General features: G+C 70.8%; 20 protein-coding genes. 12 read left to right on the top strand and 8 right to left on the bottom strand.

From position 1 onward, the window contains the following. Positions 1-167: 167 nt before the first annotated feature. From AAH979_RS11165 to AAH979_RS11150, 4 genes are all read right to left on the bottom strand, one after another. On the bottom strand, positions 168-1514 hold the full coding sequence (locus AAH979_RS11165; protein ID WP_346258001.1) for a helix-turn-helix domain-containing protein: 1347 nt from the start codon (positions 1512-1514) through the stop codon (positions 168-170). 328 nt (positions 1515-1842) lie between these two features. Further along, positions 1843-5076, bottom strand: a complete 3234-nt coding sequence (lanM, locus tag AAH979_RS11160; RefSeq protein WP_346258000.1) for a type 2 lanthipeptide synthetase LanM — start codon at positions 5074-5076, stop codon at positions 1843-1845. Positions 5077-5273: 197 nt separating this feature from the next. Continuing rightward, positions 5274-5429 (bottom strand): mersacidin/lichenicidin family type 2 lantibiotic, encoded by a 156-nt coding sequence (locus AAH979_RS11155; protein WP_346257999.1) that lies wholly within the window; start codon positions 5427-5429, stop codon positions 5274-5276. Between the two features lie 138 nt (positions 5430-5567). Then, the gene (locus AAH979_RS11150; protein ID WP_346257998.1) at positions 5568-5753 is read right to left on the bottom strand and encodes a hypothetical protein; all 186 of its coding nucleotides are present in this window, start codon (positions 5751-5753) and stop codon (positions 5568-5570) included. 537 nt (positions 5754-6290) lie between these two features. Here AAH979_RS11150 and AAH979_RS11145 point away from each other — a divergent pair. The 10 genes from AAH979_RS11145 to gap all read left to right on the top strand — a co-directional run bounded on the left by AAH979_RS11145 (position 6291) and on the right by gap (position 17008). Continuing rightward, complete coding sequence (locus AAH979_RS11145; RefSeq protein WP_346257997.1) at positions 6291-7640, top strand: nitroreductase family protein; 1350 nt, start codon at positions 6291-6293, stop codon at positions 7638-7640. A gap of 24 nt (positions 7641-7664) precedes the next feature. Continuing rightward, the gene (locus tag AAH979_RS11140) at positions 7665-9164 is read left to right on the top strand and encodes a class I adenylate-forming enzyme family protein (RefSeq protein WP_346257996.1); all 1500 of its coding nucleotides are present in this window, start codon (positions 7665-7667) and stop codon (positions 9162-9164) included. 37 nt (positions 9165-9201) lie between these two features. Further along, complete coding sequence (locus AAH979_RS11135; protein ID WP_346257995.1) at positions 9202-9465, top strand: acyl carrier protein; 264 nt, start codon at positions 9202-9204, stop codon at positions 9463-9465. Continuing rightward, on the top strand, positions 9455-10180 hold the full coding sequence (locus AAH979_RS11130) for a dihydrodipicolinate reductase C-terminal domain-containing protein (RefSeq protein WP_346257994.1): 726 nt from the start codon (positions 9455-9457) through the stop codon (positions 10178-10180). Before AAH979_RS11135 ends, AAH979_RS11130 begins: the two co-directional genes overlap by 11 nt. Before the next feature lie 16 nt (positions 10181-10196). Next, a complete protein-coding gene (locus AAH979_RS11125; RefSeq protein WP_346257993.1) occupies positions 10197-10952 on the top strand; it encodes a class II aldolase/adducin family protein in 756 nt (251 codons plus the stop codon). 7 nt (positions 10953-10959) lie between these two features. Next, positions 10960-12096: an acyl-CoA dehydrogenase family protein gene (locus AAH979_RS11120; protein ID WP_346257992.1), complete on the top strand. Its 1137-nt coding sequence runs from the start codon at positions 10960-10962 to the stop codon at positions 12094-12096. A gap of 44 nt (positions 12097-12140) precedes the next feature. Next, a complete protein-coding gene (locus tag AAH979_RS11115) occupies positions 12141-13319 on the top strand; it encodes an LLM class flavin-dependent oxidoreductase (protein ID WP_346257991.1) in 1179 nt (392 codons plus the stop codon). 3 nt (positions 13320-13322) lie between these two features. Continuing rightward, positions 13323-14567: an MFS transporter gene (locus tag AAH979_RS11110; protein WP_346257990.1), complete on the top strand. Its 1245-nt coding sequence runs from the start codon at positions 13323-13325 to the stop codon at positions 14565-14567. Further along, the gene (locus tag AAH979_RS11105) at positions 14568-15818 is read left to right on the top strand and encodes a condensation domain-containing protein (RefSeq protein WP_346257989.1); all 1251 of its coding nucleotides are present in this window, start codon (positions 14568-14570) and stop codon (positions 15816-15818) included. A 173-nt stretch (positions 15819-15991) separates the two neighbouring features. Beyond that, on the top strand, positions 15992-17008 hold the full coding sequence (gap, locus tag AAH979_RS11100; RefSeq protein WP_346257988.1) for a type I glyceraldehyde-3-phosphate dehydrogenase: 1017 nt from the start codon (positions 15992-15994) through the stop codon (positions 17006-17008). 218 nt (positions 17009-17226) lie between these two features. Here the strand turns inward: gap and AAH979_RS11095 are convergent, their stop codons facing one another. Continuing rightward, positions 17227-18498, bottom strand: a complete 1272-nt coding sequence (locus AAH979_RS11095; RefSeq protein WP_346257987.1) for an acyltransferase — start codon at positions 18496-18498, stop codon at positions 17227-17229. Between the two features lie 293 nt (positions 18499-18791). Between AAH979_RS11095 and AAH979_RS11090 the strand changes: the two genes are divergently transcribed. Next, entirely contained in the window at positions 18792-19334 is a 543-nt protein-coding gene (locus tag AAH979_RS11090; protein WP_346257986.1) for a GNAT family N-acetyltransferase, read from the top strand. A gap of 58 nt (positions 19335-19392) precedes the next feature. On the opposite strand, the gene AAH979_RS11085 is transcribed toward AAH979_RS11090, so the two are convergent. Beyond that, positions 19393-20196: an aminoglycoside phosphotransferase family protein gene (locus AAH979_RS11085; RefSeq protein ID WP_346257985.1), complete on the bottom strand. Its 804-nt coding sequence runs from the start codon at positions 20194-20196 to the stop codon at positions 19393-19395. A 391-nt stretch (positions 20197-20587) separates the two neighbouring features. Here AAH979_RS11085 and AAH979_RS11080 point away from each other — a divergent pair, with 391 nt between their 5' ends. Further along, positions 20588-20851 (top strand): hypothetical protein, encoded by a 264-nt coding sequence (locus tag AAH979_RS11080; RefSeq protein WP_346257984.1) that lies wholly within the window; start codon positions 20588-20590, stop codon positions 20849-20851. Between the two features lie 87 nt (positions 20852-20938). On the opposite strand, the gene AAH979_RS11075 is transcribed toward AAH979_RS11080, so the two are convergent. Together AAH979_RS11075 and AAH979_RS11070 are read right to left on the bottom strand one after the other, a co-directional pair. After that, positions 20939-21442 (bottom strand): NUDIX domain-containing protein, encoded by a 504-nt coding sequence (locus AAH979_RS11075; RefSeq protein ID WP_346257983.1) that lies wholly within the window; start codon positions 21440-21442, stop codon positions 20939-20941. A gap of 109 nt (positions 21443-21551) precedes the next feature. Further along, positions 21552-22151 carry a hypothetical protein gene (locus tag AAH979_RS11070; RefSeq protein ID WP_346257982.1) on the bottom strand — a complete coding sequence of 200 codons (600 nt, stop codon included), beginning with the start codon at positions 22149-22151 and terminating at the stop codon, positions 21552-21554. Positions 22152-22258: the final 107 nt, after the last annotated feature.

Raw genomic sequence — 22258 nt, 5'->3', positions numbered from 1 at the left:
AACGGGTCAAGTCCGACCGGTTCGGCAAGGGACTCCGGTGCCGGGGTTCGAGAGCCCTCAGCCCACAGGAAATCGCAGGTCCAGGGCCAGTTCGCCATAACTGACGAGCTGGCCTCGATCATCTGACCGCCGTCAACCGTGGTCCCGCCAGTCGGAAGTCAATACCGCTACGCGGCAATCCGGTTGAGCCCCATCGGGTGCCCGAGCAGGTGCCGGACCAGGTTGAGTACGCGAAACCGGCCGAACTCGCCGTCGTCGTGTTCGGTCGGGCGGATGAGACCTCGTTGCAGCAGGCTGTTTACGGCCTTGGCCGCCTCCGGGATCCCGCCCTGCACCTCCCGGGCCGCGGTGCTCATCGACCAGGGCTCGGCGAGGCAGGCCAGGGTACGCAGGGTCCGGGCGTGCTCCGTCGGCAGCGCGGCGACCGTCTCCGAGAGCGCCGCGACGAGTCCGGAACCCGCGTCGTCGCGGCCCTCCGTGACCGGTTCGGTCAGCAGCGCCGGAGCGCGCAGCGCCAGTTCCACCAGTTCGTCCGACTTGTAGAGCGGGAGCCAGGACGCCGCCGCCTTCAGGGCCAGCGGAATGCCGTCGACCGCCATGCTGATCCGGGCGATCGCCCCGATCTGGGCGTCCGTGATCGGCGCGTCCGGCCGGATCCGCTGGAGGTGGGTGAGCAGGAGGTGCACCGCGGGATACCGGGCGAGTTGGCCGGGGGCCGCCTCGTCGGGACTCTCGGGTACGGCCAGTGGCGCGAGGGTGAGTTGATTGCCGGCCCGGTACCGGGAAGGGTCGCGGCTGCAGGTCAGCAGGCTGATGTTCGGGCAGTTGCGCAGCAGGTGTGTCAGGGCGGACTCGCTGATCACGGGCTCGACGAAGTTGTCGATCACGATGAGCGCGGAGAACTCGCTGACGAGCGCGGTCAGTTCCTCGGTGGCCTGCTCACCGCGCTGTAGTAGTTCGAAGAGCGTGGTGGGCAGGTCGGTCCTCGGGGTTCTCCGTCTGCGGCGGGTCTCGGGCCGGATCGGTGGGGTCCACCGGTCCGCGCTCATCCAGAGCACCGGTTGCCCGGCGGTCCGGTTGACCTCCTGCGCCACCGCCTGGGCCACCCGGGTCTTCCCGACGCCTGCCAGACCGCTGAGTGCGACCCACCGGGAACCCTGGGCGGCCAGCAGGTTCACCGCCAGTTCGACGGTGTGGCCTCGACCCATGAGCGGGTCGGCGGCATGTGGCATCTCCGAGGTCGTATGGGTGAGGGCCAGGTCCGGAAGCGCGGCGACCTCGTGCGGACGTGCCGCCAGGAGGAATTCGGTACGCGCCAGGTTGTCCAACTGGAGTGCGTCGGCGAGCAGGTCGATGGTCTGTTTCCGGGGATGTTTGGCCTGGCCCAACTCCAGATTCCGGATACTTCGAATGCTGATCATCGAGCGGGTGGCCAATTCCGCCTGCGTGAGGCCTCGTCGAATCCTGGACGCCTTCAGGATCCGACTGAAGGTCAGGTCAGCTCTGTTGATCATCGTCCCCCGTTTCGCATGGCGCTGGTGCGTTATGCTCTCTCGATCTGACCTATCGGGCACCGTGACAGGAAAACGACCAATGAGGTCGTGGCGGTCACCCTCATGCCGGAGCCCTCGCAGGCGACACGCCATCGTGGTCACCTCCCCGGCAACCATCGAGCGCGATGCTAATGGTCATATCTACATCGATCAAGATGGTGTGTATGGCGCTCCGGGGCGGGCCTGGATCAACCAGAAGCCCTGATAAATCACCCTAATTCAACAGGTGCGTGTCCCAGATGTCAGGAACCCGTCGGTCGGTCGTCAGCCGGTCGCGTACCGCAGATGATCACAGCACCAGCACGCTGGGTACGGCCCCCGGGCACGCCGTACGCAGTAGACCGTGACCGATTCCGGCCGCTCCCGCCAGCAGACCGGGCGTCCACACCCCGGCCGGCGCCGCTGTCACCGGTCGACCGGCCAGGACCCGCTCGGCCACCGAATGCGCCAGCAGACCGGCCTGATCGCGCAACCATTGGTCGTCGTACGCCTCGGCGGCCGCGCGTAGCAGCTCCACCATCCCGAGATCGCCGTGGCACAGCGAGTCGTTGCCGGTGCCCAGATAGGAGTCGTCCCGGAACCACGTCGAGCGGACGAGTTCGATCGACCGCCCGAGTTCCGCCAGCAACCTGGTCCGGCACGGCTCCATCCCGGGCATCCCGAGCATCGCGGCCACGGCCAGTCCGGTACCGACGACCCCGTCACACCAGTGCGGCCGCGCACCGCCGCCCGCCGGTCCGCCGCCCGCCGGTCCGCCGCCGCCGGGCCGGCGGCGCAGGTCGAGCGCCCGGGTCGCCCGGGACACCGCGATGTCGGCCCCGATGATGTCGGCCAGCCGGGCGGAGGCATACGCCCAGCCGGCGCTGCCCCGGCCCAGCCCGGCCGGAGTGGGCTTGCCGGCGGCGGCGTACCGCCGTACGGCGGCGTCGACGGCACCGGCGGCATCCCGGATCGTGGCGGCGGTGCCGGCGTCGGGCCGCAGCCGCGACATCCGGGCCAGGGTGAGCGCCGCACCGGCGACGCCGTCACGTACGTCGATCCGCCGGTCGTGTCCGAGGTTCTGCGCTACGGCCGGGACGAGGCGTTCGGCCTCGGCCAGCAGGGCCGGTTCGTGCCAGAGCTGGGCCAGGCGCAGCAGGAGGTTCAGCAGGCCGCCGAGGTCCTCGTACGCGCCTACCGACATCCCCCGCAACTGTTCGACCGGCGGGATCCGACCAGGTCCGACCAGTCCTCGGACGATCTCCTCGGCCACGTCGCGGTAGCGGCCCACCCCGGTCAATTCGGACAGCTCGGCGAGGAACAGGGCGATCCCGCTGACGCCGGAGCCCAGACCCAGACTCGTCGCGCCGACCGTCCAGTACAGCGGGGCGAGGCGGTGCAGCGAGATCCACTCGACGGTGCCGTCCGCCGGATCCCGCAGCGCCGTCTCCAGCAGGCGGTCGCCGATGCCCCGGGCGGCCGCGATCGCGAGTTCCGGATCGACGTCGCCGGGTCGGGCACCCGACGGCACGGGCTCGGGTCGGGGCACTGGAAGCACGGTGCAGAGCGAGGCGCGGACGAGCCAGAGCTGCTCCCGCAGGTCGGCTTCGGAGAATCCGGCCAGGCGTCGCCGGACCGCGGCCAGCCCACTCACCGCCAGAAAGTCGTCGGCGACCTTGCCGGACGGGTCGTACAGCGCTGTTTCGCCCGGGTAGGCGTGGAAGACCGGCACGTCGTGCCGGTCGAGCTGGCGGACCTCGCTGCTGATCACCGACGCCCGCGCCGGGTAGTGCTCGTGGCCGGTCGCCAGCCGCTGCAGGAACAGCTCCCGGTCGAACGAATCGCGGAGCAGGTCCGGATGCCAGGAACTGTCCACCATGGCCGCGTAGAAGCGCGTGTTGCGCAGCACCACCCGTACCTCGGCGTCGTGGAACGCCGCGAGCGGCCCGGCGGAATCCAGCAGCGCCGGGCGCTCGCGCAGCAGCAGTCGGTAGGTCGCCTCGAAGCCGGCGAGTACCGCGTCCGCCCGGATCGGCGGCGGGGTCGGCGCGCCCGTCAGCCGGGGCCGGTTGTGCGAGACGTCCGCAGGCCGGGGACGGCGGGTAATCCGCATCAGGTCGGTGCCGGCGTCCGCATAGGACTGGCCCGGGTACGTCGCCTGGTCGCCCTCGTCCACCCCGCCGAGCAGCCCGCAGATGCCGAAGTTGGGGTCACCGCCGCCGCCCGGCTCGGCGAGCCGGCGGGGCAGCAGTTGCACGGTGAGTACGGAGTTCCGCAGCACCCGGGTGGTCACCTCGTGGTGCTCCGACTCCGCCACCGTGAGCGCGGGCTCGGTGTGGAACAGCGCCTCCAGGTCGATGTACGCGGGATGCTCGCCGTCCGCGATCAGATTCCAGGCGTGCATGTCGTATGCCCGCAGGGCGTAGAACAGTGCCAGGTAACTGCCCTGCCGCCAGTAGAACCTGGCCAGTTCCGCAGCGTCCCGGCACGGGCTCGGTGCGACGTACCGGCACCAGCCGTACCCGCCGCGGTCGAGCACCGGCGGTGGGTGCAACGGGTGGGTCAGCCCGCGCTCGTTCAGCCAGCTCAGCAGGGCGTTGAAGTGCCGTTCGATCGCGAGACTGCGCGGCTTGTAGACGACGCTGATCCGGTTGTCGTACGTGATCACGGCAACCGACCGGCCACCCCGGTGGGTGTCGCCGGCGCCGAACCGGATCTCCCGGACAGCGCTGAGACCCGCTGCCGGAGCGCCGAACGCCTCCCGCAGCCGGTCCGCGTCCTCGACCAGCCGGTGCGCCAGTTCCAGCCGGACGCGGATCCAGGTCCGCAGGTGCGCGACCAGTTCCCGGGCGAGCACCGGATACCGCGCCAGCAGATCGAGGGCGCGTCCCGGCTCGACCAGCTCCGTGGCGAACGCCTGGAACCGCTGCTCGGGCGTGGCGCCGGGCAGCCGTCCACGTAGCCGCGCGGCGTGCAGGTCGAGCAGCAGGACCCGCTGCACCATCGCGAGGAGCCGGTCGGTGTCCGGCGCGAGCAGCGGGTGCCGCGCGTCGAGTCGGTGCGGCGGGCTGACCAGCTGCTCCAGCCCGGTACGCAGTTCCCGCCCAGCCCAGTCGAGCAGCGGCCCGAGCCAGCCGAGCAACTCCTCTTCCGACCGGCCCGTGCGATCGGCCGGGGGGCGGCGGGTGTGGTCGGCTGGCGGACCGGGCAGGCTGGCGGGCTGGCGGGTGCGGCCGTCCGGCCGGTGTGGTGGGAAGTCCCGCCACGCCCGCGCGATCACCCGGGTCCAGTCGGGTGGGTCGGGCAGCCGGGCCCGGAGCGACGCGGCGGACTCCCCGGCGAGCGCGGGCAGGTCGGTGCCGGGGCCGAGCCAGTGCGCCGGCGGGCCGGTGTGCCCCCGGACAATCCTCCCCGTACGCCAGAGTCGCAGCCGCAGCTCGCCGCGCTCCCGGTCCGGTCCGGTGCACCGGGTCGGCTGGCCCAGCCGGCCGGACAACGGGATACCGAGCCACCACCGGGCATCCCCGGCCAGATCCGCCCGCACGCCTGCTCCTTCGTGATGCACCATTGAACCTTTTCAACCTCCCCTTGCGGTCCGGCGGACCGCAAGGTCGGACGCGGTGCGTGAGCGCCGCGCGGTCCAGGTTGAAGAAGGTTCATTCCGCTGCTCCGGCAGGCAAATCGGCCGAGTGTGTGCTCTTGCCGGTGTCAAGTCGCCGGCCAGTGGCGTTGACGCCGGTCCTAGTCCGCCGGCAGGTCGGCCAGGTCGAGGATGCCCACCGGGCTGTCCGGCAGCCGCGCCAGTTCGCCCTCGTCGAGCCGGGCCCGGAAGACGGGGTCCTGCCAGGCGCGCAGCACGTCCTCCACAGGCAGCGGTGCGGGTGGTTCCGCTGTCACGTACGGCCCTTCTCGCTGGGCGGCCGGCGGTGCGCCGTACCGGTCCGCCAGTCGTGCGGCAACGACGGCCGTGGGCCGGGTGCGCCGGACCCAGGACGGGTACGGCGCACCCGACCGTGCTGGCCGGACGGCGGCGTCTCAGATGACGCTGGTGTCACCCAGGACGCTGGTGTCCTTTACGACGCTGGTGTCCTTCAGCAGGCTGGTGTCGGCGATGACACTCGTGTCGGCGATGCTGGTGTCGGCGATGACGCTGGTGTCGGCGACGATGCTGGTGTCCCGGAGGGCACCGGCCACAGCGGCACGCTTGGCGTACTTCTTCATGTTGTTCACCTCCTCTATGCGGAAATGTCGTCCGTCGTCGCGGTTCGCGGATCCATTTCTTTCCGCCGGTCGCGGACCAAATCGCGGCACGCCTTCCGCTCGACGAAACAATTCACCCAGCCGACATCGACTAACGATTCTATCGACCGGACGGGAGCAATTTTCCAGGTGTCGAATAGCGCCAGTCAACTCTGCTCGGGGAAGATACCGGTCGCACCGAGATCGGGATTCGACTGCCCGTCAAAGCCGGTTGTGCCGGTGCGTGCCGCAGGTCACGGTGTTATCGGCACAATGTTGGGCCCTAACTGCCGCAAACGTGCCGGAAAAGTTCCTATCCTCCTGCCGGAGGCTGAAGATACGCTGATCTTCGCAATCCCGGGAAGCTGCGCCGGTGTCGAAAGCAGATCGACCTGGCCATTCCCGCCACATGGGGAACGCAACAGATTGGCGGGTGGAATGCGTGCGGAGGCTCTCAGTACCCTGCCGGGGCGGACGCCGCAGGCGGACGCGACGTCCATCGCGGAGGCCTGGCGATGGATGACCGACCTGCAGCATGAGTTCCGGGTGGAGGCCACGGTGCAGCGCAGCGCCGGGCTCCGCCAGGCTCTCGATCTGGTGGGGCGGGGGATCTTCCGCGGCGCGGGTCCCGCCCGCTGCGTGCCCTCGGCCGGCGCCATCTTCCCGTACGACGTCGTCGTCCTGGTCCGTCGGACCGACGGCGAGGAGGCGAAGCTCTTCCGCCTCGACTTCGCCCGGCGGGCCGCAGTGCTGCTACCGGTCCCCGGCGATCTGGTGGAGCACCTGCTGGCCTCGCCGGAACCGCCGTCCGGTGCGGTCACGGCGGACCTCATCGTGCTGACCCGGCCGTGGCTGTCGATGCGCAAGTACGGTCATCGCGGCTACCTCTACGCCCAGCTCGACGCCGGACACGTCTCGACGAACCTGCTGGGGACCGCGCTGGACACCGGATCCGCCACGTTGCGGCTGCGGATACCCCGCCGCCAGATCATGGATCAGCTCTGGGGTCTGCTGCCCTACCGGGAAGTCCACTCGGTGGTCTCGATCGGGCCCGCCCCGCAGGCCACCGGGCAACCGGCTTGGTCGTCCTTCCGCCAGTACGTCACGCCCGGCCCCGACAACCGGTGTGACCTGGAGCGGTACTGCTGGTCCGGCATCCCCCGGCAGCTCGTCGAGGGCAGCGGCGCGCCGGGGCCGGTGGTGGACGAGCCGTTGATCCAGCCGCCGGTCGCCGGTGCCGGTGGCGCCGTACCGATCCGGCGCGGGGAGTGGGGCGCGCTCTCCCAACTACGCCGGTCCTGCAAACAGTTCTCCGAGCTGCCACCGCCCGGGCACGCCGTCGCCGAGGCGATGGGCGCGCTCGCGACGCCGCTGCCCACCGACGTGACCCGGCCGACCGACGATGCCCGCAACGGCGGCCTGCAGATCACCCTGGCCGCCGTACCGGGCCCGCTGGCGGACGCCTGTCGCGCGCCGGCGCTGCGGGCGGGGGTCAACGTCGTCGTCTCGGACCGGTTGACCGACCGGGAGGCGGTCCGCTACGCCTGCATGGGCCAGCAGCACCTGAGCCGGGCCCCGGCCTTCGTCATCTGCCACGTCAAACGGCACCTGCTGCTCGCCGGGGCGGACGGCCAGACCGTGCGCGACGCGGTCTACCGGGCAGCCACGGCCGTGCAACTGCTCTACCTCGGCGCGACCCGCAGCAGCGTTGCCGTGACCGCCATCGGCGGTCAGGACGTCGCCGCCTGGCGCCAGTTGGTCGATCTGCCCGAGGACGACGAACTGCTGTATCTGCTGGCGCTCGGCCTGGACCAGGCTGGCATGGGCAAGCACGACCGGGCCGAACTGGCCCACGCGCACGGCGAGTAGCGGACAGCGGAGGGGAGCTGGCCGATGGGGATCCTGCACGACGTCTTCGAGCGGCAGGCCGCGACGCATCGGGACCGAATGGCCGTCGGCGGTCCGCGCGAGGTTTTGACGTACGGGCAACTTGCGGAGGCCGCGGCGGAGTTCGCCCGGGGACTGCGACAGACCTGGGCCACCCTGGCGCCGGCCGGGTGGCCGGATCCCGCCGATCGTCCCCGGGTCGTCATCTCGGCCGCGAACTCACCCCGGTACGTCGCTGCCTACCTCGGCTGCCTGCGCGCGGGCGCCGTGCCACTGTTGCTCGATCCAGTACTCGGCCCCCAGGAGATCGACGCGGTCATCGGGAGCTGCGGCATCGACCTGCTGGTCCACGATCGGGAGTTGCCGCTGTCCGGACTGCGCGACGCCGGAGAGCTGGGTGGCCTCTCGGTCACCTCCGCGCTGGCGTACCGTCCGGCCGGGTCCGTCCGGCCGGACTTGCACCCGGACACCGAGGTGTGCCGCTTCACCTCCGGCTCCACCGGCATGCCGAGCTGCATCGAGTTCTCCGGCACCGCGGTACTCAACGCCGCGACCGCCTGGAACGAGGCCTCCGGCACCGGTCCGGACGACCGGATCCTCTGCTTCGCCGGGCTGTTCAACGGCCTGGCGTTCAACACCTCGCTGCTGCCGGCGTTCCTGGCCGGCGCCGCGCTCTGGCTGCCGTCGGGGATGCCCAGCGCCGGTCATGTGGCCCGGTTCCTGCGCGAGATCCGGCCCAGCCGGCTGACCGGGTTTCCGGCACTGTACGACTCGCTGCTCCGGCGCGACATCGCCATCCCCGAACTCGCCGCGCTCACCGTGGCGCTCTCCTCCGCCGCGCCCCTGTCGACCGAGACCCGTGCCGCGCTGCTCGCCCGACACGATCTCGCGGTCTGCAACTACTACGGCGTAGCGGAGACCGGCCCGCTCACCTTCGATCCCGATCCCGCCCCCGACGCGGGGCTCGGCTTCCCGCTGCCCGGTGCCGAGTTCGACTTCGGGCCGGCCGGGGACCTCCCGGGCGCCGAGACCACGGTCACCGAGCTGCGGGTCCGGAGCCGCTCCATGGGCACCCGCTACCTCAACGTCCCCGGACACTTCGAGCGCAGGCGCGACGCGGACGGCTGGTTCCACACGGGCGACGAGGGGTTCCTCCGCGACGGCCGGCTCTTCCTGGCTGGCCGGACCGGCAAGGCGATCAATATCGGCGGCCGGAAGATCGACGCCGCCGAGGTGCGCACCGCGCTGTTGTCCGTGCCCGGCACGGTCGCGGTCGCGGTCTTCACCGTCGAGAAGGGCAACGGCGACCCGATGCTGGTCGCCGCGCTCAGCGGACCGGTGATGGCCGACCCGGCGCAGTTGCGGGCGCACTGCCTCGGTCGGCTCGCGCCGTACAAGGTGCCGGAGCGTTTCCTCGTCGTGCCGGAGATGCCGGTCACCAGCCTGGGAAAGCCGCGGATGAGCGCCCTGCGAGAGCTGGCCCGGGGCCGTGGCCCAGCCACATGACCGGCGGTCCCGCCGGCACGGAGGAAAGGAGACAACGATGGGCGAGAACCCGATGGCCACTCGGATCGCCGAACTGGTCGTCGAGGCCAGCGATGGTACGGTGTCCGGCGCGCAACTGTCCCAGGACGCGACGGTGCTGACCGAGATCGGGCTCACCTCGCTGTCGTACCTGCGGCTCATCGACGCGATCGAGAACGAGTTCGGAGTCTACATCGATCTCGAGGAGGCGGCCGGAAAGCTGGGCACCGTACGCGAGATCGCGGACTACGTCGCCGAACAGGGCGGCGTGTATGCGCGGTGATCCGCTACGGCTCGGCGTCGTCGGCGCGACCGGACGGCTGGGCTCGCGGATCGTGGCCGAGTGCGGACGGCGGGACGTCCCGGTGGGCTTCGCCGCGACCCGGGACCACTGGCCGGACGGGGCAGACGTCACGGTGGTGGTCGACGCGAGCCGGGGTCATGTGCTGCCCCGGTCGGCGCAGCTCTGCCGCCGGGCCGGTGCCGCCCTCGTCGTCTGCGCCTCGGACCTGACCGCCGACGCCGGCGCGATCATGGCGAACCTCGCCCGGGAGGTGCCCGTCGTCCGGGCGGTCAACCTCTCCGTCGGGCACTGGTTGCAGGCCCACCTCGTCGGAATCGCCGGCCGGGTCGCCCGGCGGTTGCCGGAACGGCCCCGGGCCAGCGTCCTGGAACGGCACACCCCGGCGAAGGCGGACCGGCCGTCGGCATCCGCCTCGGCGCTCGCGGCGCGGTGGACCGCCAGCGCCGGCGTCCCGGTCGACGACGTCGCCTCGTACCGGGCCGGGCACCGGGTCAGCGAACACCGGATCGACCTGACCTTCGAACATGAGGCGCTCGCGCTGCACCACGACGTACGCGGACTCGGCGCCGCGGTGTACGGCGCCATGGTGGCCGCGCGATGGGCGCACGACGCGCCGGCCGGGCTGGTGGAGATCGGGGAACTGTTCGATCGCGCGTTTCTCCAGGGGTTCGACAACCAGCAGGGGGTTCAATGAGCATGCGGGCAATCCGATGACCACGCCGGGAACCGGAGCGCTCCTTCCGGCCGCGGTGCGGCTGCGCGGCCATGTCGCGATCGCCGCCCGGTCGCTGTCGATCGGTGGGCACGACGACTTCAACCAGGGGCAGGTGTCCGCCCGGATGCCCGGCTCCGACGTCATGCTGATCAAGGGTGCGCTCACTGGCTTCGACGAGTGCCGGCCGGAGGACGTGATCCTCGCGCCGATCGACTTCGCCGTCGCGCCGCCGCCGCTGGCCCCACCCGAACTTGCCCTGCACCAGGCCGTCTATCAGGCCCGCCCGGACGTGAACGCCGTGGTGCACAGCCACGCCCCGTACACGCTGGTCTTCGGCGCCACCGACCTGGACCTGCGGGCGGTGTCGCACGACGGCGCATATTTCGAGGACCGGCTCGGCCGGTTCACGATGACCAGCAACACCATCCTGGACGCGCCCACCGGCCAGGCGGTCGCGAAGTCGCTCTCCGATGACCCCGCACTGCTGCTGCGCAACCACGGTGGGCTGATCGTCGGGAAGTCGATCAAACACGCCACGGTCGCCGCGCACCTGCTCGAACGGGCCTGCCGGCTCCAGTTGCTGGCCGAACAGGTGTCCGCCGGCTACCACAGCTCGACCGTCGAGGACATCGCCGGGAAGCGGGACTTCATCTACGGCGACCTGGCCATCCGCTCGTACTGGGACTACTGCGTCAGCCAGGTCGCCCGGCGCTGGCCGGAGAGCGCGCCGTGGTCGCGGGGCGGGCGGTGAACCGGCGATGAAGGTTGCCCGGACGTTCGCCTCGGACACGGAGGCGGAACTCTTCGCGCTGGTCGAGCAGATCGCCGAGGAGGAACTGGCCCCACGGGCGGCCGCCGGCGAGGAGTCCGGAACCTACCCCCTGGACCTGGTCAAGCTGCTCGGCAAGGTCGGCGTGCTGGGTCTGCCGTTTCCGGAACGGTACGGCGGCGCCGGCCTCTCGTACGAGTTCTACGTGCAGGTGCTGGAGCGGCTGGCGTACGGCTGGCTGGCCGTGGCCGAGTCGGCCCACGTACATGTGCTGGCCTGCCACGGTATCGCGGCCTTCGGCTCCGACGAGCTGCGCGAGTCGGTCCTGCCGGCGATGCTCGCGGGTGACCGGCTCGGGGCCACCTGCATGTCCGAGGCGGAGGCCGGTTCCGACCTGGCCGCGATCCGGACCCGGGCCGAGCGCGACGGCGACGACTACGTGATCACCGGTACGAAGGCCTGGGTCACCCACGGCGGAGTGGCGGACCGGTACAGCGTCTTCTGCCGGACCGGACCGGCCGGGCCGGGTGGCCTCTCCTGCCTGCTGGTCGACGCGTCCACCCCGGGCGTGCTGCCGGCCGCGCCGGAGCGGAAGATGGGCGTCCGGGCACTGCCGACCGCACAGGTCGGATTCGACCAGGTACGGGTGTCCGCCGACCGGATGCTGGGCCGGCGCAACCGGGGCATGCTGGTGGCCGCCTCGGTCTTCGACCACGGCCGGCTCGGGATCTCCGCGTGTGCGCTCGGCATCGCCCAGGCCGCGCTGGACCACGCGTGCGGCTACGCCAAGCAGCGGGTGCAGTTCGGCAGTCCGGTCATCTCCTTCCAAGGCGTCTCCTTCCTGCTGGCAGACATGGCCACCCAGATCGCGGCGGCCCGCGCGCTGCTGCTCTCGGTGGCCAGGATGAAGGACGGTGGACGGGCCATCTCCACCGAGGTGGCGAAATGCAAGCTGTTCGCCACCGACACCGCGATGCGGGTCACCACGGACGCGGTGCAGGTGCTCGGCGGATCCGGATACACCCGCGACCATCCCGTCGAGCGGTGGATGCGCGAGGCCAAACTGCTCCAGATCATCGAGGGCACGAACCAGATCCAGCGGGTGGCGATAGCCGGCGGCCTCTGACCCTCGTACCGGACCTGCAACAGTCATCGAAAGGACGTACCGCGGTGGACACCCTGCGATTCGGTTGCTTCATCTCTCCGCTGCATCCGCCGGGGGAGGACCCGCACCTGCTGTTGCAGCGCGACCTGGGCCTGGCGCAGCTCGCCGACGACCTCAACTTCGACGAGTTCTGGGTGGGCGAACACCATTCGGCGGGCTGGGGCACCATCACCTCGCCGGAGCTGTTCATCGCCGCCGCCGCCGAACGTACCCGGCGGATCAAGCTGGCGACCGGTGTGATGACGCTGCCGTACCACCATCCGTTCATGGCCGCCGAGCGGGCGATGCAGCTCGACAACCTCACCCGGGGGCGGTTCATCCTCGGTGTCGGGGCCGGCTCGGTCACCTCCGACATGCACATGCTGGGGATCGATCCCGGAGACACCCGACGGCGTACCGAGGAATCGTTGGAGACGGTGCTGCCGCTGTTGCGGGGCGAGGTGGTCAGCCGCAGCTCCGACTGGTTCCAACTCCGGGACGGACGCATCCAGCTACGACCATTCGATCCGGCCGGTTTTCCGGTGGCGGTGGCGAGTGCGCTCTCGCCCTTCGGCATGCGGTTGGCGGGCCGTACCGGGGTCGGCGCGCTCTCGTACGTGGCCCCTCCGTGGGGTATCGTGAGGCCCGGTCAGGGTTTGATGATCGAGCGGCTCGCCGAGCAATGGGGCTACTACGAGTCGGCCGCGAGCGAGGCAGGTCATCCGGCTTCCCGCCAATCGTGGCGCCTGCTGGTGCCGGTGCACGTGGCGCAGACCCGGCAGCAGGCTCTCGACGACATCTACGACGGATGGCTCCGGCAGCGCGCCGAACTGTGGGTGGGAACTATGGGGATGCCGATGGCCACGAGTGGCATCGGCGCGCGCAAGGCATTCGACGCCACCGTGGAGGCCGGCGGAATCATCACCGGAGACGTCGACGACTGTGTTTCCCGGATCGAGAAGCTGCGTGAACTCAGCGGCGGTTTCGGCTGCCTTCTCATCTCTATCATGGACTGGGCGAGTCCGGAACGGACCAGGCAGAGCCTCGACCTGTTCGCCAGGTTCGTCGCGCCAGGGTTCCGGAACTCGACCACCGGTCTGCTCTCCAGCAACGCGTGGGCGGCCGCCCAGCGCAACCGCTTCCAGGAAGCACAGTCCGCCGCCCGTGCCGGCGCCATGAAGGCTGGCACCGACTCCGAAGGTTGAACCGTGGAAACGAAGAGCAGGACGGCCCTGACGGACGCCCCCGAGCGGACCTCGGTCTTCACGACCGAGCTGTGGATCCTGACGACCTGTCAGTTCCTCTACTATGGCGGCCTGGCGGTCGACCTGACCCTCACCGCTGTGGTCGGCCTCCATCTCGCTCCGAGCACCGCACTCGCCACGGTGCCGCTCACGGTGATGACGGTCGTCGCCACGGTCGCGTCGTACCTGGCCGGCACGCTCAGCGTCCGGCTCGGACACCGTACGGTGCTGCTGTGCGGGGCCGCGACCGCCGTCGTCGGCGGCCTGATCTGCATGTGGGCGACCATCACCGAGTCGTTCCTCGCGCTCTGCCTCGGCACCGCCGTGGTCGGTCTCTACAAGGCGACCGGCGGCTACTTCCGCTACCTGGCGGCGGACCGGGCACCCACCGGCGGCCGGGCCCGGGCGTTGAGCATCGTGCTGTGCGGGGGCCTCGCCGCCGCGTTCCTCGGCCCGTGGGGGGCGACGGCCAGCAGCGGGCTCCTCGCGGCCGAGTTCGCCGGCTCGTACCTGCTGGTGAGTCTCCTCGCGGCGGCCGTCGTGCTGCTCGTGCTGTGGGTCCGGCCGAGCGGAGCCCCGGCCGGCACGGCGGCCGGCAAGCCCGCCGTGCCGGCGGTGCCGATCCGGGTCGCGGCCTCGACCCGGGACTTTCGGATGGCCTTCCTGCTGCTCGGTACGGCTTCGGTGGTGATGACGATGCTCATGGCGATGGGGCCGATCGGCAGTAGCCACGCCGGACACGCGCTCTCGGCGGGCGCATTGATGATCCAGTGGCACATGGTCGGGATGTTCGGCCCGTCGCTGTTCAGTGGCGCCATCACCACCAGATGGGGAGCACACTGGACCGGCCTGCTCGGCGCCGGGATCCTGGCGGTCGGCGGCGTCGTCGGCTCGCTCGGCACCGGCGTGGTCGAGTTCACGATCTCGCTCGCCCTGATCGGCGTCGGCTGGAACTTCCTTTACGTCGCCGGCAGCACCTACGTCGTGCGGTGCTACCCGCAGGGCGCGGGTGGCCGGGTCCAGGGCGCGGTGGAGGCGTCCGTCGGGTCGATGGGCGCGTTGGCGTCGCTCTCCGCCGCCGCGGTGTTCGCCTCGGTCGGGTGGCAGGGCGCCAACCTCGTCGCGGCGGGCCTGTCGGTCCTCGTCGTCGCCGTGCTCACGGTCACCGTGCTGCGGAGCCGGCAGCAGCTCACCGGCGTGGAGGCATAGATGCAACGCAACGGACCGCTCTCCTTCGGGCAGCTCTCGATCTGGCGCGACGTACGCACCCTGCCTCCGGCGCGCTGGGCGGAGGCGAACGTCTCCGCCGTCTGGCCGCTGCCCGACGGCACCGCCGTGGCGGGCGTCCGGCGGGCAATGCAGCGACTGGTCCGCCGGCACCCGTCGCTGCGTACCACGTACCAACTCACCGATCCCGACCGGCCCGAGCAACTGGTCCAGCCCGACGGCGACCTGGAGCTCGATGTCGTGGACTTGGCGACCCAGGACGTACCGGCGGCGTTGGCCGAGCTCGGCAGCGGCCCCTTCGACCTCGAACGCGGCACCGGTTGGCGCGCGCGGGTGCTCACCGCCCGGGGGCACGCGGCGTACCTGGTCTTCGTCAACCACCACATCGTCGCCGACGGGGGTGGCCAAGCGGTCCTGCAGGCCGACCTCTCCGCCCAGCTGCGTACGCCGGCCGGCAATGCCGTCGAGGAGGACACGTACAGCCTGGTCACGATGGCCGAGGAGCAACGCTCGCCGACGTTCGCGGCGAAGAACGAGGCCGCGCTGCGGAACTGGCGGGCCTGCCTGCCACCGGCGTGCTCCAGCGCCATGGGCGATCCGGCGCCACCCGACGCGGAGACCCTCCAGGCCAGCCTCTGCTGCCCCGGCCTGGCCACCACCGCGTACGACCTGGCACGGCGGGCCGACATCTCCCCGGCGAGCGTCTTCCTCGCCGCGTACGCCATGGCGATCCGGCGGGCGACCGGCCTCACGTCCGTCCCGTTGCGGCTGATGTCGTCCAACCGGTTCAGCGCCCGGTGGGGGCGTTACGTCACCTCGATGAACCAGTGGGCACCGTTGCAGTTCGACATGCCCGTCGAGGACGACCTTCCCACGCTTGCACGGCGGCTGCACCATGTCGCCGTTCGGGCGTACCGGCTCGGCATGTACGACCCGGAGGCCCTGGCCCGGCTCCGTGCCGACCGTCCGGAGCTGTCCCGGCAGGCCGAATCGGCCTGGGCGTTCAACCACATCACCGCCGACCGCTCGCTCTACGTTTCCGGCAGCGACGACCCGAGCGACGGCGAGGTGCGGTGGGAGAGCGGATTCCACCGCTTCGGCCACCGCTTCTACCTGCGGGCTTTCGACGACGGCACGCTCCGGCTGCGCGGCCGGGGAACCTCCCGGGATCTCGTCGCGGCGATTCTGACCGGGGTCCGGGACGTCATGGTCGGACCGGCGCCCGTGCGTTGATCCCGGGCCCTGCGGTGGCCGTGCCGAGTGCGTTCTCCGGCCGAAAATCGCAGACGATAGATTGAGAGAGCTGCCCGGGCCGGATGTGACCGGATCGGCGGCGGTAGGCGCTGCTCAGCAACGACGCTCGACAGTGTCAGGTTCACAGTAGTCGACATGGGGAGAGCCTTCCGATGACCATTAAGGTCGGCATCAACGGGTTCGGTCGAATCGGTCGCAATTTCTTCCGCGCCGCACTCGAGAGCGGCACGGACATCGAGATCATGGGGGTGAACGACCTTGCCGGGACCGACGTCCTGGCACACATGCTGAAGTACGACTCGGTGCTCGGGCCGCTGAAGGCCGAGGTCTCGCACACCGCGGACTCGCTGTCGGTCGACGGCCGGTCCTTCCGGGCCACCGCCGAGACGAACCCGGCACAGCTTCCCTGGGGCGAGCTTGGCGTGGACGTCGTGGTCGAGTCGACCGGACGGTTCACCAACGCGGCCGATGCCAAGCAGCACCTGGCCGCCGGCGCCCGCAAGGTCATCATTTCCGCGCCGGCCAAGGGCGAGGACATCACGATCGTGATGGGCGTCAACGAGGACCGCTACGACCCGGCCAACCACCACATCATCTCGAACGCCTCCTGCACCACGAACTGTGTGGCGCCGATGGCCAAGGTGCTGCTGGAGAACTTCGGCATCGTCAGCGGCATGATGACGACGATCCACGCGTACACCACCGAGCAGCAGCTTCTCGACCAGATCGCGGTGACCCGTAAGGGCACGGTCGACCTGCGGCGCGCCCGCGCCGCGGCGGTGAACATCGCGCCGACCTCGACCGGTGCGGCCCAGGCGACGAGCCTGGTCCTGCCGGAGGTGGAGGGCAAGCTGCGCGGCATGGCCTTCCGGGTCCCGGTGCCGACCGGCTCCGTCACCGACTTCATCGTGCAGGTGGAGCGGGAGACCACGGCGGAAGAGGTCAACGCCGCCTTCAAGGCGGCCGCCGACGGGCCGATGAAGGGCATCCTCACCTACACCGAGGACGAGATCGTCTCCAGCGACATCGTCAACTCGGGGCCGAGCTGCACGATCGACGGCAAGCTCACCGCGGTCAACAAGGCTCAGGTCAAGGTCATCGGCTGGTACGACAACGAGTGGGGCTACTCCAACCGCCTGGTGGACCTCGTCCGGCTGGTCAGCAGGTAGGTCGTCGCGACGTCGGCCGGTGGCGGGCTCGGCACAGCCTCCTGCCACCGGTCCGTCGCCGGGTGCCGCACGACGAGGTGTCGCCGGCCTGGTACCCCGGAGGGGTCACGCCCGCTGCGGCCTGGGCCAGCGGTTGACGGAGACGGGCCAGGCCCTGCGGGCCGAGGTTCATCGGCGTACAGGTCGACTCGTCCGTCGTAACCCGGTAAAAGTCGTGATCATGGCGGCTGGACGCGGCGTGCCAACCTACGGCCCCAGGTCTGGCTCGGCGCTTCGACGAAGCGGAAGGTCAGTACGCACAGCGGGATCAGGACCGCATAGAACGCCACTTCGAGCGCGAGATTGTTCTGCTGCCACCGGCCGATCGTGCCGTCCGTCACCGCCAGCAGCACCGGATGCACCAGATAGACCGAATAGCTGATCGTGCCCAATCCGATCAACCAGCGCGGTACCCGTCGGTGCCGCAACGTCAGCCCGACGCCGAAGGTGAGCACGGCCAGCAGAAACGCCGCGATCCAGCCGCGCCGCGTGAAATGTCCCCCGTCGCCGGACGCGTACGCACTCCCCACGGCGCAGGTGAGCACCACGGCGGCCGTCCAGGCCGCGACCCGCCAGGTGCGCTGACCGCTCTCGGCCCGGTAGATGGCGGTGCCGAGGAACATGACGGCGAGGATCACCAGGCCCTCCCACATTGGAACCGTGCCGTTGAAGGGGACCAGGACGAGTGCCAGCACCCCGCCCACCAGGCCACCGAACAGCCGGAACGCGGGTGATCCGGCGCTTGCACAGCAGACGGCGATCACCATGGCGATCAGGGCAACCGCGATCAGCGGGCCGGTGCCGACCCTGTCGGAGAGGGCCGAGGCCGGCAGCGTGAGGCCGGCCGCCACGCTCGCGGCGGCAAGCACGGCCAAGATGCCGGCGACCGCCGTCGAGCGCTGGTGCAGGCGGACGGTGAAGAGAGCCACGACCAGCAGGTAGAAGGCCATCTCGTACGACAGCGTCCACAGCACGAGGAGGAGATTGGGCGTACTCAGCAGCTCCTGGAGCATCGTGAGGTGGGCGAGGGCCACCGTGGCCACGCTCTGCTCACCGAAGTCACGGATGTTCGCGACGCCCAGCAGACTCGCCACGAGGAGCGCGGCGACGACAGCCACCCACAGCGGGTAGATGCGGAACATCCGTCCGATCCAGAACGTCCTGATGCAGCCCTTGCGTTCCAGCGACGCGGGGATGATGTAGCCGCTGACGAGGAAGAACACCATGATGCCGTACCTGCTGGTGTTGAACTGAGCCGTCAACTCCGGTCGCAGCTCCGCCATGAAGGCGTACGACGAGTGGTCGAACACGACGACGAGTGCCGCGATGCCGCGCAACGCGTCCAACCAGCCCAACCGCGACGTGCGGTCGGGCGTGCCGGACGCGGCTGACCGTGGCGGTGCAGAGAATCCTTTCTCTGACGGCGGGTGGACCGGGTGGGTGGTGTCCATACTCATCCTTCAGATGCGGTCCTCGTCGATGTCAACGACACCCCATCATCCACTGGCCCGCCTCGATTCGGCGGTTCTACCGATGCCGAGCGGACGATCTTCCACCGACGCTGACGAAACGCGCCTGGGCGCACAAGCGGGGCAGCTCGACAGGCCGCGTACGAGGGGATGCCTGCCCGTACGACCCCGCGTCGGACCCGACGACCAACCCCGCCACCGACGCCACGGGCGGACCGTGCAGCGCGCGGGCTGGTTGAATGACGGCCTGACGGAGGCTACCTGCGAGGAGGGCCATGACGCTGACCAGCCGTCTCGCCCGGCATGCGGACGTACCAGAGCTGCTGCCGCTGATCGACGCCGCGATCGCCGAGCTACAGAAGGGCTTCCTCGACGAGGCGCAGATCGAGTCCAGCCGCTCGATCATGGGCATCGACACCCAGTTGATCGACGACGGCACCTACTTCGTGGTCGAGTCGGCCGGCAGGCTCGCCGGCTGCGGCGGGTGGAGTCGCCGGGCCACCCTCTACGGCGGTGACCACTCGCAGGGCCGGGACCCGGCGATGCTCGACCCGACCCGAAACCCGGCCAAGGTCCGCGCGATGTACACCCACCCCGACTTCACCCGCCGGGGCGTCGGCCGGTTGATCCTCGCCCGCTGCGAGGCGGCCGCCGCTGCCGAGGGCTTCCGGTCGCTCGAACTGATGTCGACGCTCGCCGGCCGGCCACTCTACGAGGCGGCGGGGTTCGTACCGGTCGAGCAGGTCGAGGACCCGGCCGGCGGCGTACCCGTGCGACTGGTCCGGATGCGCAAGCCGATCGCCGTCCCGGCATGCTGACGACCGGGCGGCCGGAGGCCGCCGACGCGCGGGAACGCGGCGACGGCCTCCGGGTCCGTCAGCCGCCGGAGACGGCGCGTTCGAGCAGGGTACGGTGCCGGATCATCCAGCCGGCGGCCCGCGCCCGCCAGGCGAGCGCCCACAGCGGTGTCGGGTCGGTCGACTCCGGCGTGACCCCGGCCCGGGTCGCCTCGGCGGCACAGTCCCGGATGGCAAACTCGATCATCCGGTCGACCAGGCCGGCCCGGTCTGCGGCCGGCAGCTCGTAGCCGTCCAGGAACAGCCGTAGCTGCCGGGCCCGGCCCGCCGGGTCCGGCAGGTGGTGGCGTTCGGCGATGTCGTCGTCATGCAACTGGGCGTTCCACCACCCGGTGCCGACCACCTCGTCGAGCCGGTCGACCGGCCCGGCCAGGGTCCAGTCGATGAACGCCACCGGCCGGCCGGCCCGGGCGACGATGTGCCACGGCCCGGCGTCGCAGTGCCCGATCACCGAGTCGGGCCCCTCCCGGTGCATCCACCACGGCTGCCAGCACGCGTCCGGCGGTGGCCGGAAGCTCGCGGTGGCGGTGTGCAGCTCGCGCAGTAGCCTGCCGACCTGCCAGATCCCCTCGTCCGTCCAGGCCCGGGGGTGCATGATGTCGCCCTCGACGTACGTCAGCATCTCGTTGCCGTTGCCGTCGATGCCGGTACCGACCACCCAGGGGGAGCCGGGAAACCCGACCTCTTCCAGGTGGTGCAGCAGGGTGTGCACGGTTCCGGTCCAGGGCTTGGCGGCGCGCCGCACGATCTGGCCGGTACGGATGACCTGACTCGGTCCGCCCTCGGCCGCCGTCAACGGCTCGAAGGATGTCGCGGAATCCACGGATACTCCTCGGTTCAGCGCAATGAGCGGTGCGAGACGGCGCCGGATCACCGGCGCCAACGGCTGGCGGCGCGGAGGTTTCCGCGGCCAGCGGACCGCTACGACGCGAGGAGTCGGCGGCTCAGCCGGCGCAAGAGGCCGGCGGGAGCCGCTGGGGCGAGTGCCCGGAGGTCAGCTCGCGGCGCGACCGCGCGTCGTCGCGGTGATGGCTATCGCGCCAATAACGGTGCACACCATGTCGTCGACCTCCTCGAAGAGTCGGGGCGCCGCGAGACTACGACTCCGCCCCACCATCCGCCACCGAATTTCCCGGCCGATCGATCCCGCCGACTCCGGTCGCTCCGGGAACGAGGTGGTTCCCGGTGTCGGTGGTACCCCTAGACTCCGTGCCGTGGAGCAGATCGTTCCGTTCGTGATGCTGGCCGGCGCGCTCGCCGTGGTCTTGTGTGGGCTCGGCTGGCTGGTCGCCCGGGCGCGTCGCCGCGGCGTCGGCCGGGCGGTGATGGGTCCGCTCGACGAAATCTACAACCCGGCCGCGCACAGGTCGCACATCGAGATCCAGGCGTTGGCCGAACGCCGCGCACCGGTCTCGACACCGGGCGACGGGTTGCGCCCGGGCGGAGCCGATCGGCCGGGCCTGGCAGGCGGCCGGTGACCGGAGCGGCCGGAGCGGCCGGGACGACCCCGCCGACCTAGTGCTGATCCACGGGAGCTGCCAGAGCTGGAACGGGGGCCGGTCGGGTCACGGCCGGGCGCCCCAGGAGAAGGCGGACGAGTCCGGGGCGAACCAGCTCGCGGCGGTAGCCGGGGTGAGCGCGTGCGCGATCGTGGTCCTGGCGTGCTCGTCGAGCGGCGGGAACCGGTCGGGGGCGAACCAGCCGACCGCGACCGACTCGTCGTCGTTGACCCGGGCGACGCCGTCGAGCAGCCGGCAACGGAAGCCGATGTTGAGGAACTGGCACCGGTCGCCGTTGGGATAGGTGTGCGGGTGTGCCAGTACGCTCGTCACCCGCTCCGGCAGCACCCGTACGCCGGTCTCCTCGAAGACCTCCCGGACCAGCGCCTCGGCGGGTTGCTCGTCGGGCTCGACAAGGCCGCTGACGACCGACCAGCGCCCGTCGTCGGACCGCTGACCGAGGAGCAGCTCTCCGACGTCGTTGCAGACCACGGCGCTCACGCTGGGCAGCCAGAGCAGGTCGTGCCCGACGAGTTTGCGGATCCGTGCGACGTACTCCGGGACGGCCATGCCGAGGACGATAACCAGCGGCCAACGGGCTGGACCGACCGCCCCGGGCGCCGCGACGCGGTCCACCAGAGCCCCGGTCCCCGCCGTTCCGGCTTCCGACGGGCCGGTATCAGCCGCCCGGTCCGGCGGCCGGGCTGGGCGCGTCGGCAGAGTTGGGCGCGCCGGTCGGGTCGGCGGCGCCGGCCGGGTCGGTGCCGGGTGTCGGCGCGGGGTGGCCGGCAGGGTGGGTCGGTGCCGCTGTCGGCGTCATCCCGGGCAGCAGGCTGTCCGGGCAGGGCACCTCGGTCCGGGAGAAGTCCGCCCGCTCCTGGTCGACGACCTGACGGAAACAGATCCGCACCTCGGTCTGCTTCCGTCCGGCCATCGCGGGCCGGGACATCGCCACATGCACCCGGAACACCATCCGTACGCCGGGGGAGTGGCGCCGGTCGGTGCCGTCGACGCTGAGTACGTCGACCCGTCCGCTCCGTGCGGCGGTCTGTCCGAGTTCGGCGGCGCTGTCGCCGACGCCGTGCACGAGTGCGTCACCGATCAGGGCAGCCTGCCGTACCGCTTCCTGTCGGGCCCGTTCCTCGATCGAGGGCTCGGTCGCGATACCCATAATGGTGTGCGCGGCGCTGCCGACGAGCAGCAGCAGAATGGTCAACGCGACGATTGACAGGACCCGGCCGAGCCGTCCTGTCCCACCCGAGGGTCGCATGCCGTCCACACCGCGAATTGTGCTCCATTCCGCGCCGCGAAGTGGCAGGTCAGGGCGATGAAGCGGGAGTTCGGTCCCACCGGCGGGGGAAATTTTTCCCGCGCTCGGGCAGCCCG

Source organism: Plantactinospora sp. ZYX-F-223, assembly GCF_039649625.1.
In the GTDB taxonomy this organism is placed as follows: Bacteria; Actinomycetota; Actinomycetes; order Mycobacteriales; family Micromonosporaceae; genus Plantactinospora.
The sequence above is the reverse complement of the archived record's forward strand: the minus strand, read 5'-3'. Positions and strand labels throughout refer to the sequence as shown.

Bases quoted from the DNA above. Each gene is read 5' to 3' on its own strand.
- AAH979_RS11165 (WP_346258001.1), bottom strand. From the start codon at position 1,514: ATGATCAACAGAGCTGACCTGACCTTCAGTCGGATCCTGAAGGCGTCC.
- AAH979_RS11150 (WP_346257998.1), bottom strand. From the start codon at position 5,753: ATGAAGAAGTACGCCAAGCGTGCCGCTGTGGCCGGTGCCCTCCGGGAC.
- AAH979_RS11145 (WP_346257997.1), top strand. From the start codon at position 6,291: ATGACCGACCTGCAGCATGAGTTCCGGGTGGAGGCCACGGTGCAGCGC.
- AAH979_RS11140 (WP_346257996.1), top strand. From the start codon at position 7,665: ATGGGGATCCTGCACGACGTCTTCGAGCGGCAGGCCGCGACGCATCGG.
- AAH979_RS11135 (WP_346257995.1), top strand. From the start codon at position 9,202: ATGGGCGAGAACCCGATGGCCACTCGGATCGCCGAACTGGTCGTCGAG.
- AAH979_RS11130 (WP_346257994.1), top strand. From the start codon at position 9,455: ATGCGCGGTGATCCGCTACGGCTCGGCGTCGTCGGCGCGACCGGACGG.
- AAH979_RS11125 (WP_346257993.1), top strand. From the start codon at position 10,197: ATGACCACGCCGGGAACCGGAGCGCTCCTTCCGGCCGCGGTGCGGCTG.
- AAH979_RS11120 (WP_346257992.1), top strand. From the start codon at position 10,960: ATGAAGGTTGCCCGGACGTTCGCCTCGGACACGGAGGCGGAACTCTTC.
- AAH979_RS11105 (WP_346257989.1), top strand. From the start codon at position 14,568: ATGCAACGCAACGGACCGCTCTCCTTCGGGCAGCTCTCGATCTGGCGC.
- gap (WP_346257988.1), top strand. From the start codon at position 15,992: ATGACCATTAAGGTCGGCATCAACGGGTTCGGTCGAATCGGTCGCAAT.
- AAH979_RS11095 (WP_346257987.1), bottom strand. From the start codon at position 18,498: ATGGACACCACCCACCCGGTCCACCCGCCGTCAGAGAAAGGATTCTCT.
- AAH979_RS11090 (WP_346257986.1), top strand. From the start codon at position 18,792: ATGACGCTGACCAGCCGTCTCGCCCGGCATGCGGACGTACCAGAGCTG.
- AAH979_RS11075 (WP_346257983.1), bottom strand. From the start codon at position 21,442: ATGGCCGTCCCGGAGTACGTCGCACGGATCCGCAAACTCGTCGGGCAC.